The 24,448-nt window shown below is 40.5% G+C and carries 23 protein-coding genes; 20 read left to right on the forward strand and 3 right to left on the reverse strand.

All coding sequences use genetic code 11. The annotated features are described in order from the left end of the window. The first annotated feature begins 26 nt into the window (after positions 1-26). From flgK to T541_RS0100990, 11 genes are all read left to right on the forward strand, one after another. A complete protein-coding gene (gene flgK, locus T541_RS0100940) occupies positions 27-1,874 on the forward strand; it encodes a flagellar hook-associated protein FlgK (RefSeq protein WP_026650941.1) in 1,848 nt (615 codons plus the stop codon). Between the two features lie 209 nt (positions 1,875-2,083). Continuing rightward, a complete protein-coding gene (locus T541_RS20400) occupies positions 2,084-4,162 on the forward strand; it encodes a hypothetical protein (RefSeq protein WP_051538011.1) in 2,079 nt (692 codons plus the stop codon). Positions 4,163-4,293: 131 nt separating this feature from the next. Then, positions 4,294-4,749: a flagellar assembly protein FliW gene (gene fliW / locus T541_RS0100950; RefSeq protein ID WP_026650942.1), complete on the forward strand. Its 456-nt coding sequence runs from the start codon at positions 4,294-4,296 to the stop codon at positions 4,747-4,749. A gap of 99 nt (positions 4,750-4,848) precedes the next feature. Continuing rightward, complete coding sequence (csrA, locus tag T541_RS0100955; RefSeq protein ID WP_026650943.1) at positions 4,849-5,064, forward strand: carbon storage regulator CsrA; 216 nt, start codon at positions 4,849-4,851, stop codon at positions 5,062-5,064. Between the two features lie 260 nt (positions 5,065-5,324). After that, the gene (locus T541_RS0100960) at positions 5,325-6,611 is read left to right on the forward strand and encodes a glycosyltransferase family protein (protein WP_026650944.1); all 1,287 of its coding nucleotides are present in this window, start codon (positions 5,325-5,327) and stop codon (positions 6,609-6,611) included. Between the two features lie 875 nt (positions 6,612-7,486). Then, positions 7,487-7,966: a flagellar protein FlaG gene (locus T541_RS0100965; RefSeq protein WP_026650945.1), complete on the forward strand. Its 480-nt coding sequence runs from the start codon at positions 7,487-7,489 to the stop codon at positions 7,964-7,966. 100 nt (positions 7,967-8,066) lie between these two features. Next, positions 8,067-9,593 (forward strand): flagellar filament capping protein FliD, encoded by a 1,527-nt coding sequence (gene fliD, locus T541_RS0100970; protein ID WP_026650946.1) that lies wholly within the window; start codon positions 8,067-8,069, stop codon positions 9,591-9,593. Positions 9,594-9,634: 41 nt separating this feature from the next. Beyond that, on the forward strand, positions 9,635-10,039 hold the full coding sequence (fliS, locus tag T541_RS0100975) for a flagellar export chaperone FliS (RefSeq protein ID WP_026650947.1): 405 nt from the start codon (positions 9,635-9,637) through the stop codon (positions 10,037-10,039). Positions 10,040-10,050: 11 nt separating this feature from the next. Further along, positions 10,051-10,530: a flagellar export chaperone FlgN gene (gene flgN, locus T541_RS0100980; RefSeq protein WP_034465525.1), complete on the forward strand. Its 480-nt coding sequence runs from the start codon at positions 10,051-10,053 to the stop codon at positions 10,528-10,530. A gap of 364 nt (positions 10,531-10,894) precedes the next feature. Then, the gene (locus T541_RS0100985) at positions 10,895-11,767 is read left to right on the forward strand and encodes a flagellin (protein WP_026650949.1); all 873 of its coding nucleotides are present in this window, start codon (positions 10,895-10,897) and stop codon (positions 11,765-11,767) included. A 287-nt stretch (positions 11,768-12,054) separates the two neighbouring features. After that, positions 12,055-12,873, forward strand: coding sequence for a flagellin (locus T541_RS0100990; RefSeq protein ID WP_026650950.1), 819 nt, complete (start codon positions 12,055-12,057; stop codon positions 12,871-12,873). A gap of 91 nt (positions 12,874-12,964) precedes the next feature. On the opposite strand, the gene T541_RS18395 is transcribed toward T541_RS0100990, so the two are convergent. The 3 genes from T541_RS18395 to T541_RS0101005 are packed head-to-tail and all read right to left on the reverse strand — an operon-like array spanning position 12,965 to position 16,254. After that, positions 12,965-13,945, reverse strand: coding sequence for a hypothetical protein (locus tag T541_RS18395; RefSeq protein ID WP_051538012.1), 981 nt, complete (start codon positions 13,943-13,945; stop codon positions 12,965-12,967). 17 nt (positions 13,946-13,962) lie between these two features. Beyond that, on the reverse strand, positions 13,963-15,201 hold the full coding sequence (locus T541_RS20405; RefSeq protein WP_051538013.1) for a hypothetical protein: 1,239 nt from the start codon (positions 15,199-15,201) through the stop codon (positions 13,963-13,965). Between the two features lie 42 nt (positions 15,202-15,243). Further along, positions 15,244-16,254 (reverse strand): glycosyltransferase, encoded by a 1,011-nt coding sequence (locus tag T541_RS0101005; protein WP_081779805.1) that lies wholly within the window; start codon positions 16,252-16,254, stop codon positions 15,244-15,246. A gap of 191 nt (positions 16,255-16,445) precedes the next feature. Here T541_RS0101005 and T541_RS18405 point away from each other — a divergent pair, with 191 nt between their 5' ends. The 9 genes from T541_RS18405 to T541_RS20410 all read left to right on the forward strand — a co-directional run bounded on the left by T541_RS18405 (position 16,446) and on the right by T541_RS20410 (position 24,447). Then, positions 16,446-17,528, forward strand: coding sequence for a glycosyltransferase family 2 protein (locus T541_RS18405; RefSeq protein WP_081779806.1), 1,083 nt, complete (start codon positions 16,446-16,448; stop codon positions 17,526-17,528). Between the two features lie 57 nt (positions 17,529-17,585). Then, on the forward strand, positions 17,586-18,782 hold the full coding sequence (locus T541_RS0101015) for a glycosyltransferase family 2 protein (RefSeq protein WP_026650952.1): 1,197 nt from the start codon (positions 17,586-17,588) through the stop codon (positions 18,780-18,782). 15 nt (positions 18,783-18,797) lie between these two features. Next, complete coding sequence (locus T541_RS0101020; protein WP_026650953.1) at positions 18,798-20,114, forward strand: glycosyltransferase family 2 protein; 1,317 nt, start codon at positions 18,798-18,800, stop codon at positions 20,112-20,114. A gap of 8 nt (positions 20,115-20,122) precedes the next feature. Continuing rightward, positions 20,123-20,257 (forward strand): hypothetical protein, encoded by a 135-nt coding sequence (locus T541_RS21960; protein ID WP_278247042.1) that lies wholly within the window; start codon positions 20,123-20,125, stop codon positions 20,255-20,257. Between the two features lie 63 nt (positions 20,258-20,320). After that, positions 20,321-21,346 carry a GDP-mannose 4,6-dehydratase gene (locus T541_RS0101030; protein ID WP_026650954.1) on the forward strand — a complete coding sequence of 342 codons (1,026 nt, stop codon included), beginning with the start codon at positions 20,321-20,323 and terminating at the stop codon, positions 21,344-21,346. Continuing rightward, entirely contained in the window at positions 21,343-22,182 is an 840-nt protein-coding gene (locus tag T541_RS0101035) for an NAD-dependent epimerase/dehydratase family protein (RefSeq protein WP_026650955.1), read from the forward strand. Before T541_RS0101030 ends, T541_RS0101035 begins: the two co-directional genes overlap by 4 nt. 2 nt (positions 22,183-22,184) lie before the next feature. Further along, a complete protein-coding gene (gene rfbF, locus T541_RS0101040) occupies positions 22,185-22,967 on the forward strand; it encodes a glucose-1-phosphate cytidylyltransferase (protein ID WP_026650956.1) in 783 nt (260 codons plus the stop codon). A 115-nt stretch (positions 22,968-23,082) separates the two neighbouring features. Then, positions 23,083-23,937 (forward strand): DUF3990 domain-containing protein, encoded by an 855-nt coding sequence (locus T541_RS0101045; protein ID WP_026650957.1) that lies wholly within the window; start codon positions 23,083-23,085, stop codon positions 23,935-23,937. Positions 23,938-23,952: 15 nt separating this feature from the next. After that, positions 23,953-24,447, forward strand: coding sequence for an antitoxin (locus tag T541_RS20410; protein WP_242840733.1), 495 nt, complete (start codon positions 23,953-23,955; stop codon positions 24,445-24,447). Position 24,448: the final 1 nt, after the last annotated feature.

Genomic DNA, 24,448 nt, shown 5'->3' on the forward strand with positions numbered 1-24,448 from the left:
TTCATGATGAATAGGAGAAAAGAACTATGACATCTCAATTCTTTGGACTTAACATTGCAGCATCAGGACTTAGAGCAGCAAACGCAGCTCTTAACACAACAATGAATAACGTTGCAAATGCTAATACTGATGGCTACAGCAGACAGAAGGTTAAACAGGAAGCCACAGATGCCCTCAGAGTATTTGCTACCTATGGCTGCGCCGGTGCCGGAGTAGATACCATCGCGATAGAGAGAGTAAGGGACAGCTTCTACGATGTTAAGTTCCGCAACAACGAGTCCCTCCTTGGAACAGTAAGTCAAAAGAACTATTACACCAAGTTAGTTGAAGAATACCTCGATGATGACGGCACCACCGGATTTTCATCTCTTTTCAATAAGATGGAGGCTGCCCTTGAATCAGTAATGACAGCAGCTGGAACCACAGAGACCAAGTCAACATTCGTATCATCATTAAAGAGTATCACTGAGTATTTCAACTATGTTTATGGCAACCTTCAGAGTGAGCAGGCTGACGTTAATGCAGAGATCAAGCTCTGCGCAGATAGAGTAAGCTCCATGGCTCAGGAGATCGCCACCATCAACAAACAGATCAACATCATCGAGATGACTGGAACAACAGCCAACGAGCTTAGAGATAAAAGAGATAAGATCTTAGATGATCTTTCCAAGATAATCTCAATTGAGACCAAAGAGTCTCCGGTTGTTGATGAGAATAACCCTGACAGAGTAACTGGCGCCACAAGATTCCAGGTATGGGTAGCTGGCGGATATGAGCTGGTTGATACCTACGAATACAGACAGATGATCTGCGTTGCAAGAGATGATGACGGAGCAACCAATCAGAATGATGTTCAGGGCCTTTACGAGATCAAATGGGGAAGCGCAAGCTATAAGGATGGCGATAACATCAAGGAGCTGGCAGACTTCTCTATTGATTCCAAGCTTATCGGCGGAGAGCTCCAGGGCCTCCTTGCTATGAGAGATGGTAACAACGGCCAGTACTTCCACGGAAGAAGCTCAGAGCTTGAAGAGGATTCAGATGGTAATGTGGTAGTAAGAGTTGAGGTTACAGACTCCTACCTTACAGACATGACCAAGTGTACTCTTCCTGAGGAAGGAACCATCAAGATTGGTGACAAGACTTACAAGTATGACAGCTGGGAATACGACGGAGAGGATTTTCTTTTTACAATAGATGATACTACCCTCACAAGTATGCCTGATGTTCCAAGAAATGTATCTGTAGGCTACTCCAATGACTATCAGGGACTTCCATATTACATGGCCCAGATGAATGAGTGGATCAGACAGTTCTCAGCTCAGGTTAATGAGATCATGATAGACGGTTATACCTCTGATTCCCTTGAGGGCGTATTCCTCCTTACAGGAAACATGGATACCAACTCAGGAGCTCAGTACAACTACGAGCAGTTCACATCACTTTCCAAGAATAAGGGTTATTACAAGCTCCGCGGCGGTAACTTTACGGTTAACTCAGTGGTTGCAGATGATGCAGACAGAATTGCCACAAAGGCTGACCTTACAGAAGGTGAAGCTGAGTTCATGAACCTTAAGAAGCTTAAGAACATGCTTGATAATGAGAAGATCTTTAGAGGAGCCACATCCGGGGAATTTCTTACTAAGGTCCTTGCAGACGTTGCCCTTAACAGTAGTAATGCGGGCACCCTTGAGGATACCTACAGTGCTCTTGAGAAGACCATTAAGAATCAGCGACTTTCAGATTCTGGTGTTGATGAGGACGAGGAAGCATCTAACCTTGTTAAGTTCCAGAATGCTTACACTCTTTCTTCTAAGATGATCCAGACCCTGACTGAGATCTATGACCAGCTGATCCTGAGAACCGGTGTGTAATCTGATGTTGCAAATGATACTATGCGAATTGGCAAAAGAAATATCATGAATCTGCTACGATTATGGCAGCAGAACTGTTAAGAATTGTAGATAAAATTCCGATAAGTTATATGTAGAGATGTAGGTCTTTACATATAGCTTATTTTTTATAGTTCTAATCGCAGGGAAGCGGATTATTTTGACATGGAAAGTCTACGTGGAGGTTTACTATGCGTATCACTAACAAAATCATGCAGAATAATTCGCTCTATAATATTAATAACAACAAGATCGCAGAGGATCAGCTCAACACCATGATGTCTACAGGTAAGAAGATTACCAAGCCATCCGATGATCCTGTCATTGCCATCAGAGCACTTAGACTTCGAAGCAATGTTACCCAGATCGAACAATTCTATGAAAAGAACGCCAAGGACGCCAAGAGCTGGCTTGATGTAACAGCAGATGCTCTTTCTACAGTTACATCCGTTCTTACAGACTGCGTTAAGCAGGCCACAAAGGGCGCCAATAAGGACCTTACCCTGGACGACCTTGGAACCATCATTACACAGATGGATGCTCTTTCTAAAGAGTACTATTCAACAGGTAATGTTGATTACGCCGGAAGATATGTATTCACCGGCTATAGAACAGATACAGCCCTTACCTTCTCCACAAGATCAACAGAAGACTACCGCGACATCAACGATGAGTTCAATGGAAAAGACGTATCTGGAGCCAAGAGAATTCTTGGAAAGCACCAGTTCGACAACGTGGGCGAGGACGAAATTCTCCAGAGTTCCATTAATGAAGTAGAGGTTGGAAGAATCAGACTTTCCTACGACACCCTTTGCTATCCTGGCGATGGTTCCAGCGATGACGTGGTAGAACTTAAGTGGAGAGAGGCTATAACACAGCCTGCATCCAGTACAGTAGATAAGACACATCAGGTTATCGACCTTACCTTTAAGACCGCAGAGGGCGTAACTCACTCAATGACCATCCCGGTTCCTGATGTTGATGATAATGAAACCTACGTGATCACAGCAGAGGACGGCTTCACATATGAAGCAACATACCTTGGCAACAACGAATATAAGATAGAGGTTGAAGATAGCGGAACAGTTTACGAGATGATGGTCAAGTCAGACGGAACCTTCTATTCCACAGATACCAAGGTGGATTCCGGTAAGACCACAGTAACAACTGCTCAGAGAACCACCATCAAGTACACCGGAGAAGACGGCGTACAGACTGAGATGGGGCTTCCACTTATCCCTGCAATTGGTCAGTACTACACAATGACCATGAAACAGAACGGCCAGGAGACACTGGTTACCGTAAACAGTGACGGAACCTATACTTTGGCAGACAGTAAAGTAACTGAGAACGACGACGGAACAACCTCCAGATACATCGTTCAGGTTACAGAAAACGGAAGTATTCATTCTTCCTATAAAGAGACCACACTTGCCATCAATTCTACTAACATCTTAGTAGCAACCGATAAGGAAGATAAAAAAGACAGCGCCTACAAGAACCTGGTAGATGGCGTTGAGATGGCATACTTAGATGCAGCTACAGGAGAAATCCTTTTAAACGATGAACTCCGAAACAAGCTGGCTACCCTTCCTGACCTGATCAATGCCAACACCATTGACGTGGTCTACAACAAGAAGGAGTGGAACGCTGGAGATATAAGACCAGAGAACCTGTTCTCCTGCGTATATATCAATTCCAACGCTCAGGAAATTCATTACAACAAGGGTAACGCAGCCCACGATATAGCTTATGATGTAGGCTTTGCTCAGTCAGTAGTAGTTAATACCACAGCAGACGCCGTGTTCACCACATCTGTAAAAAGAGATATCGATGACCTGTCCAAGATGCTTAGTGAGTTAGAGCAGATGGCCAGCACCATCAAGATCATTAAGGATGACCTTTCAAAGGCAACCTCCGATGCAGATAAGAATAGACTTACAGTTAGCCTTGAAGCTGCCAACAAAGCATACGACACCTTAAGAGAAGAGCTTCAGAAGGAATTCGAGCACAAGATCACATCCATGCAGAAGGCTCTTGATACAGCTAACCTGGCAGTTACTGATAACGGAACAAGATCAAAGAGACTTGACCTTATTGATGCAAGACTTATGGGACAGACCACAACCTTTAAGACACTGCAGTCAGAGAACGAAGATATCGATCTTGCCACAACAGTTACACAGCTTACCTCTGCTCAGGTTACTTACGAGGCCAGCCTTATGGCAACAGGTAAGATCAGCCAGAGTTCACTGATCAATTACATTTGATGTATGGGATTTCGTGAACGGAGATTAGTTATTTGCTAATCATTAAATATAAATAAAAAGTAGCATTGTGTCGAAATAACGTTTATAATTAATTATGTAGCGGATGTCTAAAAGACAATGGAGGTTACGACATGAAACTTAATACAAGAATCTTCGGCGAAGTTGATGTTTTGGATGAGAAGATTATTTCTTTTCCAAACGGTATAATCGGATTCCCAGACCTTAAGAGATTCACTCTTATGTTTGACGAGGATAAAGGATCAGATAGCATTAAGTGGCTTCAGTCAATTGACGAGCCTAACTTTGCAATGCCTGTTCTTGATCCACTTATTGTATGCCCAGATTATAAGCCAGAGATTGATAAGTCCGAGGTTTCAGATATTGGTGAACTTAAGGAAGAGGATTTGCTCGTTCTTGTGACTGTTACAGTTCCACATGACCTTAAGCAGATGACGGTTAACCTTATGGGACCATTCGTTATTAATGTTAAGGACATGAAGGCTGTACAGACAATTATTGATAATGAAGATTATCCTGTTAAATTCCCTATTTACGAGATTCTTCAGAAGAATAAGGAGGCTAAATAAGGCCTGCTGTCACTGTAAAAACTAGTTTTGGCATGTATGTGCGGCTTAGTGTATAATAGAATAAGCGAGCACGTAATGTGTCCACGGAGGGAGAAAACAATGTTAGCATTATCAAGAAAAAAGAACGAAGCAATCATTATCAACAACAACATCGAGATCACAGTTCTGGACATCAGGGGAGACCAGATTAAGCTCGGTATCTCAGCACCTAAGGAGATTCCGATCTATAGAAAAGAGGTTTACATCCAGATTCAGAATGAAAACAAACAGGCTACCGATATTTCTGGAATCGAAGAGCTTAAGAAACTGCTTTGATGAACTGATAAAGGTGGATAACAACAGCTCTGTACGCTTTGTATAGAGCTGTTATTTTATTCAATAGGAAATTCCTTTGGATTTCCTATTGAATAAAAAGCGCTCCGCTAAGGATGCGACTGGTGCGCAGATGAATTTTGCAAGCTAAAGCTTGCGCGCACCAGCGCGCAAAGAGTCGCGAGCGACTCTTTGTTCTGTTAGTATCCAGCGATTTTTTTACTAGTTGATGATACAAGCTTCCTTATAATTGAGGAACCAATATGCGTATTTTATATTACGATTGGAGCGAATTTAATGGCGAAGATTGCCGCGATGCCATGAGGCGATTAGGGCACCAGGTTGATGCCTTTAAGTTTGATATGCCCGTATTTGACTTAACTCCGGAGCTTGATAACAGGGTAAAAGAGCTAGCCTCTAAGAAAAACCCTGATGGAAGCCGCTACTACGATCTTTTATTTTCCTTTGATTTCTATCCAAATATTTCTGAGGCTTGTCAGAAGTATGATTTCCCTTATGTTTCCTGGGTATTTGATTGTCCTCATCATACCCTTTATTCCCACGCTGCAGCTAATCCTGTAAATAGAATATTTGTCTTTGATAAACTCTTGTGCAATGCCCTTAGAGAAAAGGGGAATGCAAATGTGAACCATTGCCCTCTTGGAGTTAATGAGAAGAGGCTGGCACAGCTGTGCCTTGAGCTGGATGAGGGAATTACATGTGACGCTGGTGCAAATAAGACAAATGGAAGTTGCATTGAGACAGTGTCTGATATTAACGCAGATATTGATCTTGATCGTATTGCCAGAGCTGCTGAAGATATAGTCTACGAGCATGACGTCACATTCCTTGGAAATCTCTATGACAATGAATACAACTTCTATGACCAGGTTAAGTACCTTCCGCTGGAGCTAAAGGGCTACACCGATGCAGTTATCAAGGCATCTGAGCGGATATTTGGAGTAGATCTTTTTACAGATCCCAATGTATTTGATCAGGACAAGATTGATGAGCTCAGGGAATATATTAAATTCGAACAGACCGGGAAGTATGAGATTGACTACGACGGTGTTATCAGAGATATCCTTCGTAAGAAGGTCACTGTTAATGAGCGCCACAATATATTAGTAGAAATGGGTAAGAGATTTGATACAGTTCTTTATACCCAGCCAGGAACCAAGCCGATTGAAGGCGTGGTGGACCTGGGTGTTGCCAATTACATCACCAAGATGCCAAGAGTATTCCATAGAAGCAAGATTAACCTTAACATTACTCTGCGCTCAATCCTGTCCGGAATTCCACTTAGAGTTACCGACATCCTGGCAGCAGGGGGCTTCCTTATTACCAGCTACCAGGCCGAGATTGCCGAGAATTTCGTGGATGGCGAAGACCTGGTCATTGCCTACACTCCAGAGGATATGATCCAAAAGACTGCCTATTATCTTGCTCATGATGAGGAACGCAAGCAGATTGCACTAAATGGTCAGAGGAAGGCCTTTGAGAATTATGCTTATACTAAGCTATTACCTAGAGTTCTCGGCACTCCATGACTGCAATCGGTGGACTGATTTGGGTAAAAAAGAGCCGTTTGTAGATTCTTACCCACGGCAGCATCGTATATCTTGGGTAAGAATGGTGATTATCGTAAATTTACCCATGGTGTCAGCAAGTGACTTGGGCAAGAATGAAGGTTTTTATATATTTACCCATGATTGTGGAGCGGCTTTTGGGTAAGATGATTGTTTTGCGTGAAGTTACCCAAGGAAGGGGAGTGTGGTTTGGGCAAAATCGGTTTAAAAAATGATATTACCCAAGACAGAGGCATGATTCATGGGCAAGATGGGCAGAAAATACATTTTTACCCATAGCAACATGATTTTGCCTGGGTAATATAGCCAATTATTTAGAATTTGCCCAAGAGTGCTAAAAAACGATCCATTATGAGACATTCAGAAAAACGTTAGCATAAAGAATCAAAGAGAATCCCCAAATTACGGCAACAAATATATCAATATAACTTCAAAACCCAAATCACAAATTTATCGATACAACTCCATCTCCAAGCCACAAATACATCAATATAACCTCAGAATCCTAAAATTTTTATAAATTTTTGGTTTTTTTGTTCAGAGCTATAAAGATTTTTAAGCCTTCTCCGATATACAAGATGAGAAATCCTAGCTAATAACCAGGGGCATGCTATACACTTACGCAGGCAAGATGGCATGTTGTGCGAATTAGAACTAGTCTAATCTAAGCGCATACTATACGCTTTAAACCGTGAGAAGGCGTATTTTATATAAATTTAGATTTGCAACAAGACAATAGTCTTGAGCAGATCAACATATTTAGCAACATTTATAACAGTACAAAAACCGGTAAATATATAGAATTATTCATGATTCTAACATGGAGGTATAGGATTATGGGAATGGATGCAATTAATGGCTTTGGGCCTCTTATTCAGCAGGTTCAGCCGCAGGTAAAAGCACATGTACAGGAACAGAATCAGTCGCAGTCTGAGATTGTAGAGCTTGAAGCAAATGGCGGCGGCCAGAATATTGAACTTAGGGTAGAAGCTGCTGACAACTCATCAGGAGCTGGAAGCGATGCCCAGAGTGGTGCTCAGTCATATACTAAGGCTCAGGACCATCTTGAAGCTACAGAAGAGCAGATTCAGGCTGATAACGCCAAGGTTAGACAGGCAATCACAGAGATGACCAAGAATGCCAAGTCTACTGCTGAGGCTGTATTTGGTATACATGAAAAGACAAATCGTGTAACCATTAAGATGGTCGATAAGGAGACCAAGAAAGTAATAAAGGAATTCCCACCAGATGAGACTCTGGATATGATCGCCAAGGTATGGGAGATCGCGGGAATTATGGTAGATGAGAAACGCTAATCCTGATATGAAGCTTTAGTGCCAGCAGCTAGAGCATATCTGTCGGGAATGACAGGGACGTCAATGAAACACACTCACGGATTGAGAAAGGAGAATGCCTATGCCTATCAGAATAACAGGAATGAACTCAGGTCTTGATACTGAAAGCATTATCACTGCGCTGACCCAGAAGCATCAGACCAAGCTGGACAATTATAAGGGCGATCAAAAGAAATTAACCTGGAAGCAGGATAAGTGGAAAGCCCTCAATAAAAAAGTTACTTCTTTCTTTAATGGAAGCCTTAGCAACATGAGATTTTCAGCAGCATATACAAAGAAGACAACTACTTCTTCCAATGCTAATGCAGTAACAGTAGTTACTGGTGAAAATGCCATGGATGCTACCCAGACCCTGGATATTACAAGACTTGCAAAGTCAGCATATCTTACTGGCGAAGCAGTTAGTAAGACAGGTGGCGGTGCTGCCAAGAAAGATACAACTCTTTCAGAGATTGGTCTTGGAAGCGGCGGAACCCTTGAATTTATAATCGGCGGAGATGCAGAAGATAAGATCTCTGTAAATGTTGGAGGTTCCGAAACTATAGAATCTGTTCTTTCTAAATTAAAGAGTGCTACTTCCTCCAAGACAGGAACTACTCTTAACTTTAACTATGATGAGGACAACAGCAGATTCTATGTATCCTCAAAGACTGCAGGAGCAGCTGCTTCCTTTGCACTTGGCGAAGGAACTGCGATGGAGGCTCTTGGATTTAAGCTTAATGAAGATGGCAGTAACTACATCCAGGGAACAAGCGCAGCTATTAAGCTCAATGGTGTAGAGTACACATCAGATTCCAATACCTTCTCTATTAATGGTCTTACCATTACAGCAAATGAGCTTGCAGAAGGTATAACCCTTACAACCAAGCAGGATACCAGCGGTATCTTTGATAATATCAAGAAGCTCATCAAAGACTACAACGAGCTTATGAAAGAATTCGCTACTCTTTACAATGCAGACCCAGCCAAGAAGTACAAAATGCTGACAGATGATCAGAAGGAAGAAATGTCTGATAAGGAAGTTGAAGAGTGGGAAGACAAGATCAAGGCAGGACTTCTTAGTAAAGATGAGACCATTGGTACAGTAAGAGATGCTCTTAGAACCATCACAAATATGTCCGTTGACGTAACCATGAAGGATGGAACAACTAAAGCCCTTTCTCTTGCAAGCTTTGGTATCGCTACAGGAAGCTATTTTGCTACAGAAGAAGATGAAAGAGATCTTCTCCATATAGATGGTGATGAGGACGATTCTTCAACAAGTGGTAACACAGATCTTTTAAGTGCTGCAATATCCACAGATCCAGACAGTGTACAGAGCTTCTTTACTCAGTTTGCAAGATCCATGTACTCAAAGCTTTCAGATCTCATGGCAGGTACTGAATACAGTAGTTCTTTTACCATCTACGAAGACAAGCTTATGGCTTCACAGTATAGCGCTTACAACACCAAGATCTCAGATGCCCAGAAGGCTCTGGAGGCAGCACAGGATAGATATTACACCAAGTTCGCTGCAATGGAGAAAGCGTTATCCAAGATAAACAGTTCCAGCAGTTCCTTATCCGGAATGTTCGGAAATGGAAGTTAAGTTCTTATACTAAAAAATCTTAAGAATGAGAGGGAGAGAATATGCCAGTATTAAATGCTCAGCAAAAGGCAGTATATGCACAGTATAAGAATAATAAGGTAATGGGCGCCAGTGGCCCGGAGCTTACCCTTATGCTTTACGATGGCGCCATCAAATTCCTCAATATCGCTGATTATGCAATTGAGAAAAACGATGTTCAGAAGGCCCATGACAACATTATCAAGACTGAGAGGATCATTGAATACCTCCGCAATACTCTTGATATGAAATATCCGGTTGCTCAGGACTTTGAAAACATGTATTCTTATATTGCAAGGCGTCTTATTGAAGCTAATGTTGCCAAGGATCGCGAGATTGTTGGTGAAGTCAACAAGCACATGCATGCAATCAGAGATAACTGGGTTGAAGTTATGAAGGCCAATCACGTATACGTTAAGGATGCATAAGGGGGATGGCGATGCTGTCAGCAAGTCTTGATATGTTAGAGGATAGCCTTAATAAGAAGATTGAGGTTATGACACAGATTGAAAAAGAGAATGAAGCTCAAAGAGATGTCCTTAAGGACGCAGATGATGTGGATGAAGCTTCTTTCGATGCAACTGTAGACAGAAAGGGCGAGCTGATCGATAAGCTAAACCTTCTGGATGATGGCTTCGAAGCCTTATATGCAGATATCAAAAAGGACCTGGAGGCTGAGAGAGATCAGCACAAGGAACAGATTGCAAGGCTTCAGACTCTGATCCACACAATTATGGATAAGAGTGCTTCAATAGAAGCCCAGGAACACAGAAATAAGAAACTGGCTGAGAAATACTTTAGTGTTACGAGGGAGAAACTGGCAGCAGGTAAGAAAAGTTCCTCAGTAGCCTTTAACTATTACCAGACAATGAATAAGTTTAGGGATATTCCACCTCAATTTATGGATGAAAAGAACTAATATTATATGAAAATGTGCCGAGAGCTCCGCTAAATAAAGCGGAGCTCTTTTTATCGGCTAATTTTTTCAAAACTTTAGACAATTGAATATAAAATTTTTATGGCCGCCAGCCCAGTGTTTGCCTTATATCGGCAGGTGATTGCAAAAACTTAATAGCAAAAATCAATTTTTTCAAAAAAAATTTCTAATTGTGCAAAAAATATAAAAAATATTTCAAAAGGGGTTAAGTTGTGTGAAACACTGCCGATAATAATAGTGAAAAGTAAAAAACAAGCAGCCATGGAAGGGACTCCGCGGTAGCTGCACAAATTTCAAATGAGGAATGGCAGCAGGGAAGCAGCCCCCTTTCATGGAGGATTATATTATGGTAGTACAACACAACGTCACAGCGATGAACGCAAACAGACAGCTGGGTATCACAACTGATATTCAGGCAAAGTCAAGTGAGAAACTTTCTTCTGGTTACAAGATCAACAGAGCAGCCGATGACGCAGCAGGTCTTGCGATTTCAGAAAAAATGAGAAGACAGGTAAGAGGTCTTACACAGGCTTCAGCTAACGCTCAGGATGGTATCTCAACTGTTCAGACAGCTGAAGGTGCTCTTAACGAAGTTCACGATATGCTTCAGAGAATGAATGAGCTTGCAGTTAAGGCTGCTAACGATACTCTTACAAGTGATGACAGAAGTTACATCCAGTCAGAGATTTCAGCTCTTGCTAGTGAGATTACACGTACTGCTGAATCAACAGAATTCAACAACCAGTATCTTCTTAATGGTACATTTACAAATAAAGAGCTTCAGGTTGGATCAGAGACAACTGATGACAACGTAATCAAGATCGACATTGCTCCTCTTTCAGCTTCAGCTATCGGTGTAGCAGCTATCGAGAAGACAGAAGTATCTGCACTTCCAGATCCTTCAAGCACAACTGACCAGATCAGCGTACTTACACACTCAACAGCTAAGCAGGCAATCGTACAGATCAAGAACGCACTCGTATCAGTATCAAAACAGAGATCAGACCTTGGTGCTCTCCAGAACAGACTTGAGCACACAATCAAGAACCTGGATAACGTAGTAGAGAATACACAGGCAGCTGAATCACAGATCCGTGATACAGACATGGCAGAGGAAATGGTTAGATATTCTAACAACAATATCCTCGCTCAGGCAGGTCAGTCAATGCTTGCACAGGCTAACCAGACCAACCAGGGTGTACTTTCACTCCTTCAGTAATCCAGATAAACAAAGCCTTAATTGGCGGTGGCTCACAAGAGTCACCGCCTTTTTATTGGGAAAAGAACTATGAAATCAGACTATAATGATCTTCAAATGCGGTTATTTACTATGGTTCTAAAATTTATACATAATTTATAAAATTCAGGGTTAAGTTTTTAGAATTATAGTCGATAATAAAGGTGTAAACAAATGAAATAGTTTTTAGGCCAGCACTAGAGACTATTTCGTAAATTAAGCAAACGAGTGGCAAGGAAGCCACCGTATTTATCAAGGAGGATAAAATTATGGTAGTACAACACAACGTCACAGCGATGAACGCAAACAGACAGCTTGGAATTACAAATGGTATTCAGGCTAAGTCAAGTGAGAAGTTATCATCTGGTTACAAGATCAACAGAGCAGCAGACGATGCAGCAGGTCTTGCAATTTCTGAAAAGATGAGACGTCAGATCAGAGGTCTTACACAGGCTTCAGCTAACGCTCAGGATGGTATTTCAGCAGTTCAGACAGCTGAGGGTGCTATGAACGAAGTTCATGACATGCTTCAGAGAATGAACGAGCTTGCTACAAAGGCAGCTAACGACACACTTACAAGTGATGATCGTACTTACATCAATTCTGAGGTTCAGGCTCTTGCATCAGAAATTACTCGTACAGCAGAAGCTACAGAGTTCAACAACCAGTATCTTCTTAACGGAACATTCACAGGTAAGGAGATCCAGGTTGGTTCTGAGACAGGCGACAAGAACCAGATCAAGATCGACATCTCTAAGATGGACGCTTCTTCAATTGGTGTATCTACACTTGCAGTAAGTTCACATTCAGCAGCTAAGAGTGCAATCACATCTATCAAGAACGCTCTTACATCTGTTTCTACACAGAGATCTAATCTCGGTGCATTACAGAACAGACTTGAGCACACAATCAAGAACCTTGATAACGTTGTTGAGAATACTCAGGCTGCAGAATCTGCAATTCGTGACACAGATATGGCTACCGAGATGGTTAAGTATTCAAATAACAACATCCTTGCTCAGGCTGGACAGTCAATGCTGGCTCAGGCTAACCAGACAAATCAGGGTGTTCTTTCACTTCTCGGATAATACAAGTTTTAATTTAAACAAGAGGTCTTTTGCAATCATTGCAAGCTACCACAGAGGGCTCCGGTTTCCGGAGCCCTCTTTCATGTTAATTTCAGTTTAGGAGAGTATCCAGTCTGTATATATTCTTGCTCATAAATGGTGATAAATATGGAGATCTGTCAAATTCCTTTTCATGGAACCAGACAGATCTTTCTTCGTTAAGACCGTACTGGTTACAGATGTCTTCCATAGTGGTTAAGTATACCTTGTAAATGTCATTGATAGCACTTATTGGAATTTTATATACGCTGGAAGTAAGTGCAACATAACCATTAGTAAAATGGCTAAGATCATGGAAGTGGAAAAATACCAGGTCGTATTCCTTGCCGCTTTCCATGTGTACAAGCTTTGTAACCACTTCATTTTTATAGAAATAATACTGATCAACATTCCAGGGGGCAACTCCGCCTCCAAGATAAGAAAGTTCGTGAATACAATCGTAGATGCTGGTCCAATCGTCTAGATATTTCTGATCTCCGCAGAAGCCCTTTTCTTTATCTATAGTGCAGCAATCGATGCACATCTTATTCCAGTCATTAAGGACTTTCCTTGCTTTATCATTGTTTTTAAAGGTCATAAACTGGACGCAGTATTTTCCTGATGCTGCTGACTGATCACAATAGGAGGAGTATCTGTGCTCTGTGATCATGACAGAGGCGTTTGCATCAGAGAGAAACTCGTCAAATAAAGGAGCTGGATCTGAGAAAAACATCATATCTGCGTCGATGTAGGTACACATTTCCTGATTGTATTTATCAAGAACATAAGCTATGGATTTAGGAGTTGAAGTCCAGCAGTACTCACCTCTTGAACGGCTGTCTTTAATTGAAAGAAGCTCTTCATCTTCGAAATCCTTTAGTGAAATAATTGTGGCATTAGTTAGATTCAGACTAGTTAACTTGTCATAGCTCTTTTCATCAAAGGCTATTATATACAGGTGCATATCAGGGCATGCCTTTAGAAGGGATGTATAAAGAACTAATCCCTTGGCAAGATATCCTGAATCAAATAGTGTCACAAAGCAGTTTGTCACTGGCGTTTCTCCTGGTCTTAGAAATAAATTTCCTCGATAGTCATCATTGGAATACTTATCTTATCCTTAAGATATTGTTTGATGAGGTAGCTATCCATGATGTTGGATATAACAAGCATTTGGGAATCTTCAATCTGTTCAGCAGCATGATCAAGGTCAGAAATAAGATGACATACCATGAACTCAGACTGTTCCATTTCACGGATAAAATGATCAGCCAACTCATCATAGCCAATAAAAGCAATAGTATTGATTCCTTTAGCTTTAAAGTATGTATCAATGGTGATACCGTAATCACGGCTATTCATCCATTTGTTCATGATTTGATAGTTTTTCAGAAGTTTATTTATCATAGAATTAGGTACAAGGATTCCTCTTACTGCAAGATAATCCGCTTCATCTTGCGAGTAGCTGCGCAGTTCTTTGTCTATCTCGGAGTAGGACTTGCACTCTTCAAAGGAATATGGCTTGGCGCTAAGATCAAACTCATCATTTTTGATCTCCTGACCGCTGTAATGAGTGCCATTTACTCCAACGTTATACACATGAGTTCTTGTCGGATAGACGGTAAGCATATCTCTTTTGCTCTGGTCATAGGCGACAACAACAGCCCAAGAGTCAAGGTGCCCTTCACATTCAAGACCGTACATAGCAGGCAGGTCATAACCGGTTTCTGAGAAATGATCCTGCATTTCGAGGCTTTCCTTAAATTGCGGATAATCAGAAAGACTAAAGTCGCATAGATTCCATCTGTCTGCCCAAAGACCAAAGCCCCAGGAATGGAACCTTTTCCCAAAGAATGTCGTTGCGTTAAGATTCTGGATGTTTTCTCCTACTTCAGCAAATCCCGCAATAGACATAACTCTTTTATCACTCTCAAAATAGTCCAAGGCATCATCCATATAATCCAGGAAATCTACAGTGAGAATCAGATCATCTTCCACATCTATGATTCGTCCATACTTATTGATAATCTCGTTTATTCCTTCAGACACATTCTTGCGACAGCCTTTGTGTTCCTTGGCAAAAATATTAGTTATTGATTTAAATTTGTTGTTTTTTTCCAGTTCACGAAGATAGGTCCTGACTACCTCAACCTTCATGTCATCCATATATTTTAGAGGATGAGGGGCATCTGAGAAAATAAAGACATCATGCTCTTTCGCATTGTTGCAGTTTGAAAGAGAATTAATAGTATTAACCAGGTCTTCAAGCCTGTTATATACGGGTATTACGATTGGTGCATAGGTTTTCATTATGTAGCCTCCTGTGGGAAACAGATCATATTTATGCTAGGTTTATACAGCTTCTTTTTCATTCATTATTGCCTGATACGCGAAAACTCCGATGTTGGAGGGATTAAGATAATCAATAACCATGTTGGCAACAATGCCCGGTTCAATGCTTGATTTTGGAACATAGCCAGCCTTATATATTTCTTCTATTCCTTTAAGTGCAAAGTTCATAACACCAGCATCTTCATTTTGATGAGAAATAATCAGAGCATGACAAGTGAAAAGAACTTTTTCTTCAAGAAGGTTTTCAGCGCCACAGGCCTCAAACAGTTCTTTGATATCTCCAGAAAGAGCAAAGATTTCATAGAGGGCTTCCTCCAGCGAAAGAGGAGAGTCGATATACTGATCAAGTTGAGTAATGAATTCATTCATGCGTCTGTTTTTGTAATAGCCAATTCTTTCATCACTTATCATATGGTCCCTTGCAAGGATTTCTATGATTCTAAGGTACTCCTCAGTGAAAAGGTTGTGGTGGTAATTCCTGTATCCTTCATAGCCTTGGTAAATATCACCCTTCCAGAAGGGTCTTGGATCATATCCAACAGACCTAGCTTTATCAACGGCGTGGATGTTGAATATTAGATATTCAGAGCTGGAACCATAGGCAAAACGCAGGTTAGAGATAAGGTTCTTTTTATATATGTTAATGCAATTGTCCAAAAGTCCGGAGAGAATAAAAGAATCATGGTTGCCTGTTAGCACCTCTGTATCGTCAAAAAAGAAGGTAGTACTGATTTTGATGTCTTCGTTGGGGCATAGATATATATCAAGATTGTGTGAAACTGCAGCATTAACAGCACTTGAAAGAACATCAGGTTCAAGTGTTACACCAGAATCCAGAAAAATAATATACTGACCGGCAGCCTCGAAGATGCAGTTATTTATAGCATCACCGCCAAGTTCATTAACGTTGGCAATGAGAATGTCCATATCGTCGAAATTCTGGGCATCCAAACTTATTAGCGTTTTATCGTAATCGCCTCTATTTATGATTATTACTGATAGTAAGCTCATGTATGTTCTGCTGTCCCTTTCTTTGTTGGGGAAGATTACACACCACTACAAGATTAATTATACGGTTTACCGTACCCTCCATCAAGGGCGAAAGACCCTAAATTTGAAAGTTTTCACGCAATTTCGTATAATTTTAATAGAACGTTATTCCGATAATACTGTCGTGGATATTTTTGCTTATTGGAGTTCGTATGAAAAAAGTTTCGATCATTATCCCTTGCCATAATTGTCATGAATGGGTTTATCAAAGCTGGAAGTCGCTGAAAAGTCAGACTATGGGCCTTGATGATATAGAGTGCATATTTGTCGATGATTGCTCTGATGATGAAGGTAAGACTTTGGAGGTACTTAACAGGATAGAGCAGGAAGCCCCAGAAAATGTCATGATCATTCCACTTTCAGAAAATCTTAGACAGGGTGGCGCCAGGAATGTTGGAATGCAGTATGCTTCTGGTGAGTACATGTTATTTCTTGATTCAGACGATCTGTACAGGCCTGAAACCTGTCAGGAGCTGTATGATCTAGCCAAGAAATACGATGCAGATATAGTGCAGTTTAAGCATGATGTGATCTGGCGTGATAGTAGCGATGATGCGATTCCAGAGAAAAAAGAAAGGGAGAAGCTGGATATTATAGATCTTGATGATGCAAAAAGACGTTCTTTTCTAATCGGAAAAGGTGACTATGGTTGTACAAATAAGTTCTACAGACTGGATATGGTAAGAAAGATAAACCCACAGTTTGCAGAGCACATGATTTATGAGGAGCCTAAATTTGTATATCCGCTGTTTTTGATAATAGACCGGATTGTTATGGTGGATGATGGCTATTATATTTGGCGTAAACATGTTGGTTCTACCATGACTTCAGAGTTGGGAGCTAAGCTTTTGGATCACCCAAGGGTTCAGCTTGAGACATTGGAAGAGATTATGCAGTATGGGGACCTGTATTCAAGGTATACCCAAGAGGTCCAGTTTAAGTTCTTTCATTCTTACTATTACGAGACCTTATTCTTTGCTTTTGCAAATAGAGGGAATATGACATTGGAACTGTATCACTTGATGCAGGAGACTTGTAAAGCGTTGATTCCTGATATTGCCAAAAATAAATATGTTTTGGAACTGGTGGCATACCAACCTTTAGCTGAAAGCATAAACATAAAAGTCGAATCAACAGAGCAGATGATTTTTTTGTTGGTCAATCTTTTGTACGTTATCGATCGAGACATGTTAATTAAGTACAATCCGGGACTAAAACGCTTTATTAAAAAATAAGAACTTGGAAACCGGTGATTTTGTGGCTAAAGTGTAGCACTTGTTAAAGGTGGCAAAATGGAAAATCAGAATATGAGAAATGATCCACTAATTTCAGTAATCATGCCTGTCAGAAATAATGAGAGGTATTTTCCTGTTGCTGTGAAGAGCGTTCTTGCTCAGAGTTATTCTAACTGGGAACTCATAATAGTGGAAGGCTTATCTACGGACAATACCTCAAAAATAGCTGACGAATATGCAAATTCTTATGATAATATAAAAGTTTATCATGAGGATGAGTGGATTTATGAAAGTATAAATCTTGGAATTCGATATTGCACAGGGGATTATGTTACAGTGTTAAATTCTGACGATTTCCTGGAACCTGATGCTCTGGAAATAGCCGCAAAATATATTCAGAAATACATGATCGATGTCTTTTTATTTGCGGTCAAAGAGGTTGCTATCAACTCAGATGGGGAAATATATGATGAGAACGGTGAAGCTGTTCTTAAGAGGATGTCTCGAGAGTTCGTTATTAAGGGCAAGGATAAGGTTAGAAACAACTGGACTAACCTATTGTATTCTGTTCTATTAAATAATCAGCTTAATGTTTATCGAAAGGATATGATAAAGGACATTCGATTCAGGAATGATGTGTATGGAGCAGACTATCTATTTAATCTCGACGTATTACCCTTGATTGAATCTATTGCCTATTATCCCAAATGTCTATATCAGTTCAGATCATATCAAGAAGAAGGTATGAATGCCTCAGTTGGTAAGTTCTACGATTATGCCCACAAAATGTTCAATGAGTTTTTCTTTAAGTCTGTTCAGGTATTTGAAACTGCTGGTTGCATTTCTGATATGGCAATGAAGGTCTTAAGAAGAAAAAGAATGGATGAATTCGCATATCAGATGGACTGTTATCTCTATAAGTCTTGTCCGCTTACTCCTGAAAACAAACTCAGAGAAATGTTTCTATATGCTAATGACGTTAAACCTTTATATGCTGCAGATGGCTTTGTATATGCCATGGAGGATGCAGTCCTTACATCGGCCAAGTCAGTTCTTGATCTGTCTGATACCGAACATTATGGCAGAATGCAGACTGTAGCTGAGGGAATAAAAGAGATATATCAGATTAAGGAATATAATCTAGAGTCTGTAGATATAGGAAAAATAGAAGCAATGGTAAAAGACTACTACAATCCAGCCCATGTCGGAGCGGATGCATTAAGTAAACTTACTAAGGCACAATCAAAAAAGTAGGAGCTAAGGGAATTTATGGATGTAAAAAATGTTTTTATAATTGGACGTTTTAGAAAAAGCCTTGATGCATATGATATTTTGTGCCAATCTACAGAGCTTTATCAGTGCTTGGGAATCCTTTCTCTGGATCAATTTGATAGAGCTAGATTCGATGGGCCTGTCTTTGTTTCTGATGCTCTTAAGAACGAGGAAATCATGTCTGAAGTGTTTAAAAACACTGACATAGTAATCATAGATGATACCTTTTTTGATGAGATAAAAGTCATAGTAGAGGAATATAACCCCAATATTGAGCTAATACGACACGGCGAAGCATTTGATAAACTTAAGTGCGAAAAGACTTGTACAGTTGATAAACTCTGCATTCTTATTCCTACTTATAACAGACTTAATCATATCAAGGACACCCTTAATATGTTGGACAAGCAGACTGCGGACAAATCGAGATATGAAATTGTGGTCGTTGATAATGCTTCAAGCTATGAAATTGAGGAATTGGAAGCGGTGGTACCGGATGGACTTAAAGGAAATACCACGGTTTATAGAAATTCCTGCAATATTGGACTGACTGGTACTATAGCTAATCTCTTTTTACGAGGGACACAGAAATGGTGTTGGCATCTTGCTGATGATGATGCAATTCCAGAAAACGCAGTGGAGACCATAATAAAAGATATAGAGAGATTTGGAACTGATGATCTCGGAGTTATTCAGTACCTTCATTTTGACCTTGAAGGAAAAGCCTGTGATGAGTATTTTCATATTGATTCGCTGGAGTCTTTTGCCAAATCTTTCATATCACTAGTTGAAAATAAAAATACAATACTTCCTTTGGTGCAGGGGACACTGATTTATCTTGCAAATAAAGTCTACAACATGGACGTCATAGCTCCTTTTGTTCAGTATGCATTTACCTACGCCAATACAATGATTCCAATGGATATGCCTATTCTTAAGGGGCTTGAAATCCATCAGTTTAGAATGCTTCAGCATAATATCCCTATTCTTGAGTACTCTCCTGGAAGAGTTACCTGGAATATGAAATGCACTTCCCTTGGACTTTCCACCATTAAATATCTGGATCTTAAAACGGATGCAGAGACAATGAATACAATAGTGGGCTTGTTTAACTTTGGAATGGATGATGTTTTATTCGATTATGCTGTCGTTGGAATATCTGATCCAGACTATCTTGAGACGCTTTACAACAATGCATATCGTCATTTTCTAAAAGGGGATGCTGATTACTATTTCAAAAAGATAATTGAGCTTTCCAAAGATGGTGAAGAAATGTTCTACCTTTGGAGAAAATATGGAATCAGACAGGGGTAATAATACTTATGGATGAAGGTGTAGTAAAGGAAATACTCAATGCACTGGTGGAGCAGAATAAAGCTTTTTTAAATCATCAGCAGGACATTGCAAACTTAAGAGCTCATGCTGGACGACAGGCTTCAAATATCTGGGTCCTGTGAAATAACTTTAATAAAGATGCCGCAGATTACCAGATGGAAGACTAAAGAGAAAGGCGGTAAAAGATGAAGATTCTGATCAATGGTGGTTGTGGATTCCTTGGAAGTAACCTTGCTGCCTATGGAATCAAGAATGGACATGATATTACAGTTTTTGATAACCTCTCAAGACTTGGTGCGTCCGAGAACCTTGAGTGGCTTAAGTCTGTTGGTGATTTCACCTTCGTCCACGGCGATACCAGGAATAAGAACGACGTGGAGACTGTGATAAGTGGCGGCAAGTTTGATGTGGTAATGCATCTGGCTGGTCAGGTTGCCATGACAACCTCCATCGCAAACCCTTACAAGGACTTTGAAACCAACACTATGGGAACAGTAAATGTCCTGGAGGCTCTAAGGAAGTTCAGTCCAGACACAATAATGACCTTCTCTTCAACCAATAAGGTTTATGGTGATCTTGAGCAGTACACATATATTGAGAATGATAAGAGATATGTCTGCAAAGAATGGCCAAACGGTTTTGATGAGACAGTTCCTCTGGATTTCAGATCTCCTTACGGATGTTCCAAAGGGGCAGCAGATCAATATATGCTGGATTTCCACAGGATTTTTGGAATCAGGACAATTGTCTTTAGACACTCTTCAATGTATGGTGGCAGGCAGTTTGCTACCTATGATCAGGGATGGATTGGCTGGTTCTGCGAAAAGGCCATTGAAAAGAGCTTAAATCCAAACTGCGAGCCTTTTACCATATCTGGAAATGGTAAGCAGGTGCGAGACATCCTTCATGCTGAGGATATGATGAGACTGTATTATACAGCCATAGAGAATGCAGATAAGATCAAGGGCCAGGTGTTTAACATAGGCGGAGGAATGGATCAGTCACTATCTCTTCTTGAACTTTTTGACATGCTTAACGATATGCTGGGTATCAGGATGGAATATACACAGCTTCCTCCAAGAGTTAGTGACCAGAAGGTCTTTGTGGCAGATATTACCAAGATAACAGGAGCCATCGGCTGGAAACCTCAGGTTACGGCAGCAGAAGGCATTGAGAAGATGATAAAGTGGGCAAAGGAGATACATAGGTGAGCGTTCTTTTACTGGGAAGTACGGGATATCTAGGTAGTAATATTGCAAGATTTTTATCAGATAATGGTTATCATGTTTTTTGCGTGGTAAGACGAACTTCAGACCTTACCTATGTCAAAAAGATCAAAAACGTCCATTTGATTTCCAATGATCCAGGCCAGATAGAGCTTACCTTTGAGCAGGAAGAAATCAACTGGGTTATTAATTCTGTCACTACATACAGGCCGGATGAGTACCTCTACGGCAGTATGCTTGAATCTAATGTTATTTTTCCATTAAGTGTTCTTAACCTTGCTATCAAGAACAGGATAAAGAACTATATGACCATCGGAACAGGTCTTCCTGAGAACTTCAATGTATATAGCTTTACCAAGGCTAAGTTCTCAGACTTTGGTAAATTCCTTAGTATTAAGGATGGCATTAACTTTGCTGACCTTCGCCTTGAGATGTTCTATGGCGGCGAGAATGAACCGGATTCAAGATTCATGAGATCCTGCAGGCTTAAGATGATGAATAATGAGCCGGTAGATCTTACAGAAGGTACACAGCTACGAGATATCGTCCGCGTTGAGGATGTGCTTGAGATAATTTTAAAACTCCTTGAATCAGATTATGTAAGGGGCTACAAGATTCTGCCTATTGGTAGCGGCGAACAGCACTCCATCAGAGAGATAATGGAATATATGAAGGAATCCATTGGCTCCACATCAGAACTTAACTTTGGTGCGGTTCCCATAAGAGATAGAGAACCAGATACTCTTGCGGATATCTCCTGGTATAAGGATATTGATTATACGCTTAAGTACAGCTTCTTTGATGGACTTAAGGAGGGATAACTATGAAGGTTGTTATTCTTGCAGGCGGACGTGGTACGCGCTTGGTTGAAGAGACAAATATTAAGCCAAAGCCAATGATAGAGATAGGTGGAATGCCGATTCTGTGGCATATCATGAAGGAATACTCATACTATGGAATAGATGAGTTTATTATCTGCGCAGGTTACAAGCAGCATATAGTTAAACAGTGGTTTACAGACTACTTCAACAACAGTAGCGACCTGACCTTTGACTATCGCGAAGGTAAGGAAGATATCAGTATTGAGGAGACCCGGGTAGAGAGATGGAAGGTAACCATTGTGGATACTGGTCTTGATACCATGACAGGTGGACGTATCAAACGTGTCCAGAAGTATGTGGATGGCGAGACATTTCTCATGACCTATGGCGATGGCGTCTGCGACGTTAACATCAAGGAGCTTATAGAATTCCACAAGGAGCATAAGAAGATTGCTACGTTAACTGCTGTATTACAGGACCAGTCTAAGGGCGTTCTTAATATTGGTGGTGACAACGCAGTTAAGTCCTTCCGTGAGAAGAACATTAATGATGCGACTCCTATAAATGCAGGTTACATGGTACTTGAACCAGAGATATTTAATTACATATATGGTGATAATACAATTTTTGAACAGGAACCATTAGAGCTTCTGGCTAAGCAGGGCCAGCTCATGAGCTATATGCACAAGGGCTTTTGGCAGTGTATGGACAATGCCCGCGAGAAATGGATGCTGGAGCAGATGCTTGAAGAAGGCGTAGCGCCTTGGAAGAAGTGGAAGGACTGATCAGAGCTTTCAAATAATCCTCACAAACTTCTCTATATAATATTATATAGAGAAGTTTATAATAACTATTGAACTTCTTTATGTAATATGATATAAAGAAGTTGGAGGTGCAGATATGAATTACGATTTTGCGCATGACATTATAGCAATTAGAGATATTCTTGAAATGTCTCAGGATGATTTTGCTAAAGCTATTGGCGTTGAACAGGCGACCATTTCTCGAAATGAGAAAGAACATACTGATCCAGGCAATCGAGTACTAGAAAGCGTGTATGATTACGCATTTAATAGAAATGTTCAACTGAACAGACTAAAGGAAATGTTATTTAGAGAGAATTTGGCAAAGGGGCATAAGTTATTATTCCATGGAGCTAAGGATGAAATAACCGGAGATCTTCGCGTGGATTTGGGAAGAGCTAATAACGACTTGGGAACAGGGTTCTATGCTGGCGAGGGTTATGAGCAGGCTATATCTTTTGTATCTAATTACGATAAATCCTCGGTGTATATACTGGATTTTAACGACTCTAAGTTGAAGAGCAAGAAGTATTCCGTAGATCAGGAATGGATGATGACGATAGCCTACTATAGAGGAACGCTAAAGGAATACAAGGATCATCCTTTGGTGAAAAAACTTTTGGAAGAATCTAGAAAATGTGATTACATAATAGCTCCCATAGCTGATAATAGAATGTTTCAGATTATTAATTCGTTTATCGAGGGAGAGATTACTGATGAGCAGTGCAAACACTGTCTGGCAGCTACTAATCTTGGAAGCCAATATGTTTTTATAAATGAAAAGGCAATCAAGCAGGTTAAACTTCTGGAACGCTGCTACATTTCTAATTCAGAGAAAGAGTTTTACAAAAAGAAACGAAGCGAAGAAACAAAGCTTGGTGACGACAAGGTGAAACTTGCAAGAAGGACCTATAGAGGACAGGGCAAGTATATAGATGAGATTTTAGCCTGATTGAGGGGGCTGACTATGACGATTAAAACGATAGATAAAGATGGACTTTTACTTTGCGACCTACAGGCAAGAGCATTTGAGAAAACCTGTAATGACTATCCCACAAGTTCCGAAGTGTTCATCAGAAGGTTTATGAATAGTGATATTTCAAAGATGCTGGACGATGGTTCTTTTTTACAGACCAATCTTCAGCCAGCGGATATTCTTGAAAGAATAGATGAGCAGTATGGTAAATCCACATATGGCAAAGTCAAATATTCGCCAAACGAAATGTTCTGGATTGGATATATATACAGGTACTTTGCATATACCTATGATTACTCATCCAAGAAAGTCTATAAGCTCATTAAACCAGGAGAACTACGCGATGTCTTTTTACCATATCACACACTGGATCCTGCGCAGGCTATCGAAAGGCTTCTAGAAGCCAAGCACTATTCACCAGAGGACCAGATGTCCATAGAAAGACAATTTGAGATATTTAAAAGAGTAAGACAGGGTTTGTCTTAAC

Source organism: Butyrivibrio proteoclasticus P6B7, from assembly GCF_000622085.1.
GTDB lineage: Bacteria > Bacillota > Clostridia > Lachnospirales > Lachnospiraceae > Butyrivibrio > Butyrivibrio proteoclasticus_A.

Excerpts from the sequence above, each read along its gene's own strand:
- flgK (WP_026650941.1), top strand. The coding sequence starts at position 27 with ATGACATCTCAATTCTTTGGACTTAACATTGCAGCATCAGGACTTAGA.
- T541_RS20400 (WP_051538011.1), top strand. The coding sequence starts at position 2,084 with ATGCGTATCACTAACAAAATCATGCAGAATAATTCGCTCTATAATATT.
- fliW (WP_026650942.1), top strand. The coding sequence starts at position 4,294 with ATGAAACTTAATACAAGAATCTTCGGCGAAGTTGATGTTTTGGATGAG.
- csrA (WP_026650943.1), top strand. The coding sequence starts at position 4,849 with ATGTTAGCATTATCAAGAAAAAAGAACGAAGCAATCATTATCAACAAC.
- T541_RS0100960 (WP_026650944.1), top strand. The coding sequence starts at position 5,325 with ATGCGTATTTTATATTACGATTGGAGCGAATTTAATGGCGAAGATTGC.
- T541_RS0100965 (WP_026650945.1), top strand. The coding sequence starts at position 7,487 with ATGGGAATGGATGCAATTAATGGCTTTGGGCCTCTTATTCAGCAGGTT.
- fliD (WP_026650946.1), top strand. The coding sequence starts at position 8,067 with ATGCCTATCAGAATAACAGGAATGAACTCAGGTCTTGATACTGAAAGC.
- fliS (WP_026650947.1), top strand. The coding sequence starts at position 9,635 with ATGCCAGTATTAAATGCTCAGCAAAAGGCAGTATATGCACAGTATAAG.
- flgN (WP_034465525.1), top strand. The coding sequence starts at position 10,051 with ATGCTGTCAGCAAGTCTTGATATGTTAGAGGATAGCCTTAATAAGAAG.
- T541_RS0100985 (WP_026650949.1), top strand. The coding sequence starts at position 10,895 with ATGGTAGTACAACACAACGTCACAGCGATGAACGCAAACAGACAGCTG.
- T541_RS0100990 (WP_026650950.1), top strand. The coding sequence starts at position 12,055 with ATGGTAGTACAACACAACGTCACAGCGATGAACGCAAACAGACAGCTT.
- T541_RS20405 (WP_051538013.1), bottom strand. The coding sequence starts at position 15,201 with ATGAAAACCTATGCACCAATCGTAATACCCGTATATAACAGGCTTGAA.
- T541_RS0101005 (WP_081779805.1), bottom strand. The coding sequence starts at position 16,254 with ATGAGCTTACTATCAGTAATAATCATAAATAGAGGCGATTACGATAAA.
- T541_RS18405 (WP_081779806.1), top strand. The coding sequence starts at position 16,446 with ATGAAAAAAGTTTCGATCATTATCCCTTGCCATAATTGTCATGAATGG.
- T541_RS0101015 (WP_026650952.1), top strand. The coding sequence starts at position 17,586 with ATGGAAAATCAGAATATGAGAAATGATCCACTAATTTCAGTAATCATG.
- T541_RS0101020 (WP_026650953.1), top strand. The coding sequence starts at position 18,798 with ATGGATGTAAAAAATGTTTTTATAATTGGACGTTTTAGAAAAAGCCTT.
- T541_RS21960 (WP_278247042.1), top strand. The coding sequence starts at position 20,123 with ATGGATGAAGGTGTAGTAAAGGAAATACTCAATGCACTGGTGGAGCAG.
- T541_RS0101030 (WP_026650954.1), top strand. The coding sequence starts at position 20,321 with ATGAAGATTCTGATCAATGGTGGTTGTGGATTCCTTGGAAGTAACCTT.
- rfbF (WP_026650956.1), top strand. The coding sequence starts at position 22,185 with ATGAAGGTTGTTATTCTTGCAGGCGGACGTGGTACGCGCTTGGTTGAA.
- T541_RS0101045 (WP_026650957.1), top strand. The coding sequence starts at position 23,083 with ATGAATTACGATTTTGCGCATGACATTATAGCAATTAGAGATATTCTT.
- T541_RS20410 (WP_242840733.1), top strand. The coding sequence starts at position 23,953 with ATGACGATTAAAACGATAGATAAAGATGGACTTTTACTTTGCGACCTA.